Source organism: Nitrospina gracilis 3/211, from assembly GCF_000341545.2.
In the GTDB taxonomy this organism is placed as follows: Bacteria; Nitrospinota; Nitrospinia; order Nitrospinales; family Nitrospinaceae; genus Nitrospina; species Nitrospina gracilis.
Genome location: NZ_HG422173.1, coordinates 1,607,462 through 1,618,670 on the forward strand (window position 1 = coordinate 1,607,462; position 11,209 = coordinate 1,618,670).

Here is an 11,209-nt window from a genome sequence, read left to right on the forward strand (position 1 = left end):
GTCCGCCCAGATGCTGAGCACCGCACTCCGGGTAAATGGTTTGAACCAGGGGTACCAGGTCGTTCACCTCAATCATCCCTGCACGCTCTGGACCCGCGCATCGCTTGCGAACTGGCGATGGTTGCGTCAGTTGGCGGAAGCCCTGAACCGCGAGTACCGTTTCCGTTTTGACAAAAAGACCAATCATCGTTCGTGGGACCTCATTTCGTCCCTGCCCCTGCCGCCGATTGCCGATGTTGGCCTCACCCCGTTTGCGCAAGCCATGCCGGACCGTTACAAACAAAAAAATGCGGTTCAGGCCTACCGTGACTTTTACTGTGCGGAAAAACGAAATCTTTTTAAATGGACCCGAAGAACGCCCCCAAAATGGGTTCAAAACAACTCTCCTTCGGAATCCACGTCCATGAAGGTGGAAACCCATTAAAGCCGTACCAGTGCGAAAATCAGATTTGAAATGGGGTAAGGTTGAGGAGGGTTTGACTGAGGGAAACACCCGGTCTGCGTATCACTATTATTTGGGTAGTAGTTAAGTGCCCGAAAATGTGGGGTGATTTTTGCTAATTCCTTCCTCAAAATTATTCAATTGGTTTAAACTTTAGACATTATTGGGTCAGGGGGGAAAACATGGAGGGCAGTCGTAAAAGCATACTTGTGGTCGGGGGTACGGGCTACGTGGGCAGTCGACTGGTCCCCCGCCTGTGCGAAAAAAACCACCGCATTCGCTGCCTCACCCGGTCGCGGGTCGAGAAAAAGAAATCCTCCTTCCACGACGTGGAACTGATCCGGGGCGACCTCCTTCAACCCGCCACCCTGCCGAAAGCGTTGGAAGGCATCGACATCGCCTTCTATCTGGCGCACAGTCTGGACGAAAAAACAGACTTTGAGGAAAAAGAGCGGCGCGCCGCGGAGAACTTTGGAGCCGCTGCCAAAAAAGCGGGAGTGAAGCGCATCATATACCTGGGCGGCCTGGCCCGTGGCGAAGGCAGCAGCCTGTCCCCGCATCTGCGTTCCCGCAAAGCCGTAGGCGACACGCTTCGCGCGTCCGGAGTCCAGGTCATCGAGTTTCAGGCGTCCATCGTGCTGGGCCGGGGCAGTTTATCGTTTGAGATGATCCGGGCCTTGTCGGAACGTCTGCCCATCATGATCATGCCGCGCTGGGTCCGGGTGAAAGCCCAGCCCATTTGCATTTGCGATCTGGTTCTGTATCTGGTACAGGCGGTGGACCTGCCCACACAAGAAAACGAAATTTTCCAGATCGGGGGTGCCGATCAGGTGTCTTACAAGGAGCTGATCGCCGAGTACTCGCGCCAGCGGAAACTGTGGCGCATGCTGATTCCGGTACCGGTGCTGACACCGTACCTTTCCAGCCTGTGGCTGGCGCTGGTGACCCCGGTCTATGCCCGTGTGGGGCGCAAATTGATCGAAAGCATCAAAAGCCCGACGGTGGTCACCGAACACCACGCGGAGACGGTATTCCCCGATATCAAGCCGATGGGCATGGTGGCGTCCATTGAATATGCCCTCCGTGAAATCGAGTTGTTTGGTCCGGTTTAAGAAGCGCCCTCAATCAGTGAAGAACACATCCAGCGTCTGGCGCGCGTTGCCGCGGATGGGCTCGCCGTCGCCGAGCAGAAGATCCTCGAACTCATAATTCAACAGCACCTTCAAACCTTCCTTGGCTTTCGTGATGTCGTCAAATTTATCCGGCGGCAGTTGGTTGACCTCACCCGCTACCTTCCCGATCAGCGCGTCGCCCACAAACAACCATTTCTTTTCCTTTTGAAAAAGGGCGCACTCGCCCGGGGATTTCTGGTTCTGCAGGTGAATCACCTGCAGGCCGCAGGGCAGGGTATCGCCATTTCTGAAGGTGGCGTCAGGTGAAAACTCCAATAGAGGCTTGTCCTGTTCATGAATGTGGATGGGTACTTGAAAGACGTCCTTCAGCCGCTGGCTGGCGCGGTCGTGGTGTACATTGGTGAGAAGGATGGCTTTCAACGGGTTGCCTCCGGTGCGGGCGACGGTGTCCTTCAGCATGTGCAGGGCGTCGCCGTCCAGTTCCGGCGGATCGATCAGCACCGCCTCGCCGCCATGGGCCAGGTAGTAGCCGTTGAAGTTGAGTTGTTTTTCATCTGAAAACTCGGACCAGCGGTACAGGCCCGGAGCCAGTTCTTGCAATGCGGACATGCTGCCCTCCTCCTGGTATGCGATTTCGCCCGAAAGATTCCCCGCCTCCTTTGAGAGCACGGGATTATAAACGTTGTGGTGGTTCGGGCACCTGTACTAGACTTGTTTCTGTCAGGTGTATTGTAGAACGAATTGTTGTTTTCTCCCAACCCGCAAACTTCTGACCGTCTTTCAGACCTGCGGCGGGGGTATGCTTTATTAAGGAATAGATTTTTATGAGTGAGAACCAGGAAAGCCCTACACCGGAGTCCGCAAACCAGCGGCACATCCTGCGCTTCAAGGCGGCCACCGGCTTCACCGTGGTGCTGGAGTTTGGAAGCCTTGAGGAAATGAAGAAGAACCAGGAAAAAATCGAAGAAGCCGGGTTGACCTGTGATCACCTGAAACAATTCACCACCCAGTTCGACCAGGCCGATCTTTACATGGACATGCGCAGCCCCGAATGCCAGGTGCAGTTCGACCTCGACGACTGGATTTGAGTTTTTCCCGCAACTTCCACTTACCTGCCTGAGTGTTCAGTATCCTTTTGCGCCCGCTCCGGGCCGGCGCGGGTCGGCCGCTCCGTAAAAATATTTGCCCTTGCGCATGACCGTCTGTGTGGAGCCGATGGTGTTGGTCACACGCACGTCGTGGCCCATGCTTTTCAGGATGTCGATGGTGTCCTGGCTCATTCCCTTTTCCACGCGAAGCCTGTCAGGCACCCATTGGTGATGGATGCGCGGCGCGTTGGTGGCGGCGGCGATGTTCATGCCAAAGTCCATCACGTTGATCAGCACCTGGAGCGTTGCTGTGGTCAGTCGCGGCCCGCCGGGACTTCCGGTGGCCAGGAGCGGCTTGCCGTTTTTGAACACGATGGTCGGGCACATGGAACTGAGCGGTTTTTTTCCGGGCTGGACGGAATTGGCATCCCCGCCCAGGAGGCCGTAAGCGTTCCTGGCCCCGACCTTGGCCGAGAAGTCGTCCATTTCATTGTTGAGCAGGATGCCGGTGCCCGGCACCACGATGCCCGAGCCGAAGCTGAAGTTCAGCGTATACGTGTTGGCCACCACGTTGCCTCCTTCGTCCATCACAGAAAAGTGCGTGGTCTCGTCGCTTTCCTTGTTCATGAATTCGCCCGGCTTCACTTTTTCGGACGGTGTGGCGTGTTCGGTGTCGATGTCCCGGCTCAGTTTGGTTGCGTATTCCTTGGAAATGAGTGTTTTCACGGGGACCGGCCAGTAATCGGCATCACCCAGGTACTGGCTTCGGTCGGCAAACGATCGGCGCATGGCCTCGGCGATCAGGTGCAGGGTCTGCGCGGTGTTGGAACCGTATTCCTGCAGGGGGTAGTGTTCGAGGATATTGAGGATCTGGATGATCTGGATGCCCCCCGCACTGGGCGGCGGCATGCTGACAATCTCATGCCCGCGGTAGGTTCCGCGAACGGGTTCACGCATGACGGGACTGTAATTCTTTAAGTCCTCCAGGGTGATGATGCCGCCGTTCGCCTGCATGTCCGCCACGATTTTTTGTGCGATTTCCCCTTCGTAAAAAGCCGAGGGACCCTCCTCCGCGATGAGTTTCAGGGAATGCGCGAGGTCTTCAAACACGATTTTTTCTCCCAGCTTGTACATCGAACCGTCGGGTTTGAAAAACATCTTGCGCGTGGCCTCGAACGCTTTCAGCCGTTTCTTTCCCTTGGTGATGGTGAAGACGTGATCGTAGTTGATGAAGATGCCGCGGTCGGCAAGCTTGATGGCAGGTGTGACGAGGTCTTTCCAGGGAAGTGAGCCGTATTTTTGATGCGCCATCCAAAGTCCGGCCACCGTGCCTGGAATACCGGCGGAAAGGCGGTGTGCTTCCAGCAGGCGGCGGTTCACCGTGCCGTCCGGGTTCAGGTACATGTCGGAGTGGGCCTGGGCAGGTGCTTTTTCCCGGTAATCGATGATCACCGTTTCCCCGGTTTTGGCGAGGTGTACCATCATGAACCCGCCGCCACCTATGTTCCCGGCGCGCGGAAGGGTGACCGCGAGCGCGAATCCAATGGCGACGGCCGCGTCCACCGCGTTGCCGCCCTTCTTAAGAATCTCCACTCCAATGGCACTCGCAGTTTTTTCCTGGCTGACCACCATGCCGCGATGGCCCACTTCCGGGTGAAACCGGTCGCGCTGGGAATAGATGTTTTTCAACTGCGCTTCGGTGGAGAGAGGAAGCGCGAGCACCAGCAGTCCTGCTATAACGGTGCAAGTGAATCTGGCAAGTCGCATAAGGTTGGGCTCCCGAGTTGGGGTTTCCGTTGAATCGCAATCCTCGCCATTGATTTTAACGCAACCCGGTCGGACCCGTGGAAACACTTTCAATAATCGGAAAAATGATTAAAATGGAAAGAACTTGGCCAATGGATGAAGATGGGAGCAGGCGTGGTCACAGCAGAAGACATCATGGCGTCGAAAATTTTGATTGTGGACGACGAATTGACGAACGTCCAGCTATTGGAAAAAGTACTTCAGCATGAAGGTTATGCCAATTTTCAATCCATCACCGATCCCCGCAAGGCCATCCCCAAATACCAGTCGTTCCAGCCGGACCTGGTCCTCCTCGATCTGAACATGCCGGAGATCGACGGCTTCGAGATCATGGAGCAGTTGAAGGAAATCGAAAAGGAATCGTATCTTCCGGTGCTGGTGCTGACCGCACAGGCCGACCTCAACACCCGCCTCCGGGCCCTTCGCATGGGCGCCCGCGACTATGTGAACAAACCGTTCGACATCTCGGAAATCTGTTCCCGCATCCGCAATATCCTGGAAGTGCGCCGGCTCCACAACCAGATCCGCAAGCAGAACGAGATTCTGGAAGAAAAGGTGCGGGAACGGACGGCGGCGATGATCGCCTACCACCAGCAACTGATGCACGTGGAAAAGCTTTCCGCCGTGGGCAAGCTGGCCGCTTCCATAGCGCACGAGATCAACAATCCCTTGCTGGGTGTGCGCAATATTCTGGAACAGATTCAGGACGGGACGCAACTCAACGAAGATTTGAAAAGCCTGGCCGACCTGGCCGTGCGGGAGACGACGCGGGTGATGGACCTGGCCACGCGACTCAAGCAGTTTTATCGTCCTTCCACGGGAAAGTCCGTGCCGTTGGACATGCACCAGGTTTTCGATGACATGATGGCCCTTGCGATGAAAAACTTTCAGTCGAAAAAAATCAAGATCGTCAAGAAGTATGCTGACGAGTTGCCTCCGGTGCTGGGTGTGGAGGACCAGGTCAAGCAGGTGGCGTTGAACCTCCTGCAGAATGCCGAAGAGGCCATCCACCAAGAGAACGGCACAATCCACATAAACACTGCCACCGACGGCAAGCACGTTACCGTTGAAATCGAAGACACGGGTTGCGGCATCGAGAAGGAGGCCATTCCTAAAATCTTCGAGCCGTTTTACACCACCAAGTCGGAGGTGAAGGGAACCGGGCTGGGGCTTTCGGTCAGTTACGGCATCGTACAGAAACATGGAGGAACCATCGAGTGCGACAGCACGCCGGGACAGGGGACCCGGTTCACCCTCAAGTTCCCCGTATCCCAGAACGGTCCGGTTGCCGGGAAAAACGAGAAACCGGGCTGAGTGATTATGGAGAAATTTGAAGCTTTATGGAAACGGTCAACAAGATCCTGATTGTGGATGATGAGGAAATCGTTCGTCGCGCCTACTCACATCAGTTGAACCAACGCGGGTTTGAAGTCGAAGCCCGGGATTCCGCCGAAAAGGCGTTGGATCTGTTGTCCCCGGCCTGGCCGGGTATCGTCATCACCGACATGATGATGCCCGGCATGAACGGGCTGGACCTGCTGGCGGCCATCCGCGAAATGGATGCGGATCTTCCCGTGGTGTTGATGACCGGTCAGGGGGACGTTCCGATGGCGGTGAAAGCCATCCATGACGGGGCTTACGATTTTCTGGAAAAACCGTTCGAAACGGACCGCTTCATGGACGTGCTTCACCGGGCGCTGGAAAAACGACGGCTGGTGATGGAAGTGCGCGAATTGAAAGCTTCCCGCGAGGGCAGCCGCGGCAAGGCTCAGATCATCGGCAAATCTCCCGCTATTGAAAAATTGAGGCAAACCGTGGAGAATATCGCCGACTGCGATGTGGACGTTCTCCTGCTGGGTGAAACCGGAGCGGGCAAAGACCTTGTCGCCCGTTGTCTTCACGATCAGAGCAAGCGCGCCGGCAATCACTTTGTTGCCATCAACTGTGGCGCCATCCCGGAAGCCATCATAGAAAGCGAACTGTTCGGGCACGAGGCGGGATCGTTCACCGGTGCCAGCAAGCGGCGCGTGGGTAAATTCGAGCACGCCCAGGGCGGCACGGTGTTTCTGGATGAAATCGAAAGCATGCCGCTGCACCTGCAGGTCAAGCTGTTGCATGTTCTGCAGGACCGTTACATCCTGCGTGTGGGGTCCAACGATCCGGTCAACGTGGACGTGCGCGTGATCGCCGCCACCAAGGAAGACCTGAGGCAGGCGTACGCGGAAAACAAGTTCCGCAAGGATCTGTATTACCGGTTGAACGTGGTGCAGATCGAACTGCCCGCTCTCCGTGACCGCAAGGAAGACATCCCCGTCCTGTTCCAGCATTTTGTTCTGGAAGCCTGTGTCCGCTACAATATACAGGCCCCTGCGCCGTCCAAGGAAACGATCCAGCGCCTGTTGAGCCGGCAGTGGGAGGGCAATGTGCGTGAGTTGCGCAACGAGGCGGAAAAATTCGTGCTCGGCCTCAATCTCGACCTCGAATCCTCGCTGTTGACGTCCGACGGTCCTCACGACTCCAACCCGGACACACTCAATTTGACGTTTAAAGAGCAGGTCGCAAATTTTGAACGGAACCTGATTGAACAGGAACTGGTCCGGCAGAAGGGAGACCTTAAAAAAGCGCAGGAGGTCCTGCAGATTCCGAAACAAACGCTTTATGACAAAATAAAAATTTTCGGTTTGAACCGAAAAGACTACCAGTAACCGCCCCGAACACCTTTTCCTATCCGCATTCCTGCCTTTATGCGCCCCGATAAAAAAATCCGTCTCCTGTCCGGTGTGGCCCGAAACCCAGAAAGAAATCCGGAATCCGTGAAATCAACCCCCTGAACGGCATCCGGTTTGAGACCCTTTACTTCTTGTAACCATAAGTAATATATGAAGTTATTTTTATTTATGGTCGGTGGCATGCAATTTGCTTTGTAAGAGTGAGTTGAGGCGGACCCTTTTTTCTTCCCCTCCCAACACTATAAAGGAAACCAAAATGAATTCCTGGCAAGCGAACGGCACCCTGGAAGTGACAGGCGAATTCTTGAGAGATGTGTTGGAGGCCTGTCCTCAGGGTGTGGTCTGCACCAATGCCACGGGCATGGTGATTTGGGCGAACAGCCGGGCGGGAGAAATGCTGGGATTCCTCCATGAACCGATCGACCACCATTTGATGGATGAATTCTTGGAACCCGGGCACCTGAGTGCGTATCACGAAGTTCTGGACCGGCAGGTTAAAACGAAGGCTTCTTCGAGGACCCTGGATCTGAAAATGGCAGGTCTCGGCGGGAAGTTTTTTGATGCTGAAATCGGGTTGCGGGCCATGACACATGAAGGTGTTCTCATGGTGGTGCATACGATTTTTCCAAGGGAACCAAAACGATCCAGTTCACACGCCAGGCAAAACGGTTCAATTGCCGGCGAAAAACAATTTGAAATGCTGATGGACCGGGTGCAACGCCACCTTCCGGGACCGGTCGGGGAGATGGTGGTCCTGAGTTACCAGGCACTGAGGAATTTTGAAAAAAATGGGGACCGGGAGGGGATGGCCAAAGTGCAGGAGCTGGAGCGGACGGCGGGTGACCTGACACGGCTTTTGACCGAGATGGGCTTGAACGAAGCATTGGTACCCAATTCCGGACCGCTCCGGATGAAGGTGGCTTTGGATCAGGTTGTCTCGCGGGTGGCGGTGGAGGTTTCCGATTTACTGCAATCTCCTCCCAACCGGATGGAGGTGGGTTACCTGCCGGTGGTGGAGGGAGACCCGGAAAAATTCTATCTGTTGTTCCGGCATTTGATTGCCAACGCAGTGGCTTTTCGCAAAAAGCAATGTCCGCTCGCGATCACTGTGGACAGTTTTCAGGGAGGAAGCGGGGTGTGGCACATTCTGGTGAAAGACAACGGAATCGGATTCGATAACAAGGATTCGGACCGAATTTTTGAACCGTTTGTGCAACTGGGCCCGGCGGGGGAACGCCTGGGTTCGGGGCTGGGTTTGACCGTATGTCAGCGGATCGTGACGGAAATGGGGGGAAAGATATCCGCGCTGGCGGAAAAGGGGGAGGGCACGACTGTGATCCTCACCTTTCCCGGTCAGGCCGAGGTAAAGGAGGGTGCTGGAATTTAAAACCACCCTCCGGACCTTTTTTGAAGATGGAATAATCTGCTATCATTCCATAAATGTACCTAACTACATTGTTTGTTTCTCTGAAAATTTTATTCGGTTATTCGAATTTTGTTGTAAAAAGGGAGATTGGCATAAAGAAGAAACTGGGCAGGGGATAGGTTTCGGATTAATATAAGCGGAATTTCATGCGAGAATAATATCAGGTGTCTGCGGTAGAGATTTTCATTGGTTCTGCTTAAACTGAGTAAAACTACAAGGATACGTGGCCTGTTATGTTGACCGAAGACGATATTCTCGACGGCAAGATTTTGATAGTGGACGATGAGGTGTCTAACGTGAAGCTGTTGGAGCAAATGCTCCACCAGAGGGGATACAGTTCCATCAACGTATGCACGGACCCCCACGAGGGTTTGAAGAAATATCAGGAATGGGGTCCGGACCTTGTTTTGCTGGACCTGAACATGCCGGGGATGGATGGTTTTCAGTTTTTGAAGGAAATACAGGTTTACGAGCGCGAGGTCAATCCCCCTCCGATTTTGATCCTCACGGCCAATAACAGCAACGACATTCGGGTTCGCGCCCTTCTGGCGGGTGCGATGGATTTCATCACCAAGCCGTTCAACGTGATCGAGGCGCTGGCCCGCATCAAGAACATGCTGGACGTGCGGCTGCTGCATAACCAGGTTCGCGAGCAGAACCAGGTTCTCGACCAGAAAATTCAGGAACGGACCCAACAGCTGGTTGACACCCGTCTCGAGGTGATCCAGCGGCTCGGCCGCGCGGCGGAGTACCGGGACAATGAAACCGGCATGCACGTCATTCGGATGAGCAAGTTCTCCGCGCTGCTGGCGGAGTCCATAGGCATGACTGCGGAAGAATGCGACCTGATCCTGAATGCGAGTCCCATGCACGACATCGGCAAAATCGGCATCCCCGACCGCATACTGCTGAAACCGGGGCGGCTCACACCGGAAGAATGGGAAGTGATGAAAACCCACACCACAATCGGTGCGGAAATCCTTTCCGGGTCCAGTTCGGAAATGATGAAGATGGCGGAGAGCATCGCCCTCACGCACCACGAGAAATGGGACGGGTCTGGCTATCCATCAGGGACGAAGGGGGAAGAAATTCCTGTGGAAGGCCGGATCGTTGCCATTGCCGATGTGTTCGACGCCCTCACTTCCGACCGGCCTTACAAAAAAGCCTGGACGGTGGAGGAGGCCGTTGAGGAATTGGATAAATGTTCCGGGCAGCATTTCGACCCCCACCTGGTTGAAAAATTCAAAACCATTTTGCCGGAAGTCAAAGAAATCAAAAATCAATATGTGGACACGCCGGACCAGTTTCCGGATCTGGAAAAGTTCCTCACCAACTCGTAATATCGGTCGGCGGACCGGTTGATTTAAAGTTCGTGGGGTTTGAACGATGGCCCGGAAGAAATCCTTCGCAGGCAGAAGGTGAAACAAGGGTCCGTTTTTAGTGCGTGGTTCGCTTGTGGAAGTGAATAGTCCACGGTGTTTGATCCAGTTTCTTCCAAGGGTGAAGATGGACGGTGGAATGAAAAGTCATTTCGGAATGAATATTCTGATTGTGGATGACATTCCCTCCAACATCGATATCCTGAGAGGGATGCTGGAGAAGGAAGATTACGTTATTTTCGCTACTTCCGCCGGAAATCGGGTCCCTGAAATCCTTTCCCGTTCTCTACCTGACCTCATTCTGCTGGATGCGCACCTCGAAGGGACAGACAGCTTCGAGCTGAGCAGGCAGCTGAAATCCAACCCAGTCACTGCGGACATTCCCATTATTTTTCTGCTGGGCCAGACCAGCATTGAGGAAATCGATAATTGTTACCTGTCGGGCGGTGCCGATTACATCACCAAGCCGTTTCGACAGGACGAGGTGCTGGCCCGAGCCCAGAACCAATTGCGAATCCAGCAGCTTCAGCGCGAGAAAAAGCTGTTGATCAAGGAAATGTCGCAAAAACTCGGTGCCAAGAGGACGCCGGGAGTTCTGGACCGGGACCTGCTGTTGGAGTTATACCGGTGGGAAGGCATTCGCTACCAGCGGATTCAGGTGCCGTTCACTTTAATGATGGGCCATATCGATGAATGGCAGGAGAAGTTTTCCCGTGAAAAGAAAGAGGATCTGGATCATCTGCTGTCGGACCTGGGAGAAAAGCTGAACAGTCACAGCCGAATCCTGGATGCCATCGGGCAATGGAATCCTCAACGGTTTATAGTGTTGCTTCCGGGCACGCGGCTGGAGGGAGCGGTGGTGGTGGCGCGCAAGTTCCAGACCATTCTGAAGAACTCCCTGTTTCGTATTGGATCGCAGGATATGGCCGTTTCCATGAGTTTTGGAATGTGCCAGTATCCGATTGGCACAGCCACCGAGTTGGAGGTGCGGCTCAAACAGGCTATAGAAAATACCGAACATCAGCTGGACCAGGCGGTAAGGGGCGGTACGAACCAGATTTGTTTTGCTCCCGTGGAAAGCGGATAAGGATTGTTTCAGTCCAGGAAGCCTTCGACGGGCAAGAAGCGTCATTCCGTTTCAAGACGGGTTGAACCAGATGTGCTGCTATGAAAAAAGCGGAAGAAATAGTCCATGCGAAATTGTCT

General features: G+C 54.5%; 10 protein-coding genes. 7 read left to right on the forward strand and 3 right to left on the reverse strand.

Annotated features, from left to right (window positions below; translation table 11 throughout):
- Positions 1-376: hypothetical protein (locus TX82_RS16520; protein WP_222822984.1), on the reverse strand; the 376-nt coding region annotated here is incomplete at its 3' end.
- Positions 377-624: 248 nt separating this feature from the next.
- On the opposite strand from TX82_RS16520, the gene TX82_RS07620 reads away from it, so the two are divergent.
- Positions 625-1,554 (forward strand): NmrA family NAD(P)-binding protein, encoded by a 930-nt coding sequence (locus TX82_RS07620; RefSeq protein WP_005008958.1) that lies wholly within the window; start codon positions 625-627, stop codon positions 1,552-1,554.
- Positions 1,555-1,563: 9 nt separating this feature from the next.
- Here TX82_RS07620 and TX82_RS07625 read toward each other — a convergent pair whose 3' ends face one another.
- Complete coding sequence (locus TX82_RS07625) at positions 1,564-2,184, reverse strand: MBL fold metallo-hydrolase (RefSeq protein ID WP_005008960.1); 621 nt, start codon at positions 2,182-2,184, stop codon at positions 1,564-1,566.
- Between the two features lie 215 nt (positions 2,185-2,399).
- On the opposite strand from TX82_RS07625, the gene TX82_RS07630 reads away from it, so the two are divergent.
- Positions 2,400-2,663: a hypothetical protein gene (locus TX82_RS07630; protein WP_005008964.1), complete on the forward strand. Its 264-nt coding sequence runs from the start codon at positions 2,400-2,402 to the stop codon at positions 2,661-2,663.
- Between the two features lie 36 nt (positions 2,664-2,699).
- Here the strand turns inward: TX82_RS07630 and ggt are convergent, their stop codons facing one another.
- Positions 2,700-4,430 (reverse strand): gamma-glutamyltransferase, encoded by a 1,731-nt coding sequence (gene ggt / locus TX82_RS07635; protein ID WP_005008966.1) that lies wholly within the window; start codon positions 4,428-4,430, stop codon positions 2,700-2,702.
- Between the two features lie 135 nt (positions 4,431-4,565).
- On the opposite strand from ggt, the gene TX82_RS15195 reads away from it, so the two are divergent.
- From TX82_RS15195 to TX82_RS07660, 5 genes are all read left to right on the forward strand, one after another.
- Positions 4,566-5,783: a hybrid sensor histidine kinase/response regulator gene (locus tag TX82_RS15195; RefSeq protein WP_005008967.1), complete on the forward strand. Its 1,218-nt coding sequence runs from the start codon at positions 4,566-4,568 to the stop codon at positions 5,781-5,783.
- Positions 5,784-5,809: 26 nt separating this feature from the next.
- On the forward strand, positions 5,810-7,174 hold the full coding sequence (locus tag TX82_RS07645) for a sigma-54-dependent transcriptional regulator (protein WP_005008969.1): 1,365 nt from the start codon (positions 5,810-5,812) through the stop codon (positions 7,172-7,174).
- A 280-nt stretch (positions 7,175-7,454) separates the two neighbouring features.
- Entirely contained in the window at positions 7,455-8,585 is a 1,131-nt protein-coding gene (locus TX82_RS16980) for an ATP-binding protein (protein WP_005008971.1), read from the forward strand.
- 272 nt (positions 8,586-8,857) lie between these two features.
- Positions 8,858-9,964, forward strand: a complete 1,107-nt coding sequence (locus TX82_RS07655) for an HD domain-containing phosphohydrolase (RefSeq protein WP_005008972.1) — start codon at positions 8,858-8,860, stop codon at positions 9,962-9,964.
- A gap of 178 nt (positions 9,965-10,142) precedes the next feature.
- A complete protein-coding gene (locus tag TX82_RS07660; protein WP_187291934.1) occupies positions 10,143-11,090 on the forward strand; it encodes a GGDEF domain-containing response regulator in 948 nt (315 codons plus the stop codon).
- The last annotated feature ends 119 nt before the right edge of the window (positions 11,091-11,209 follow it).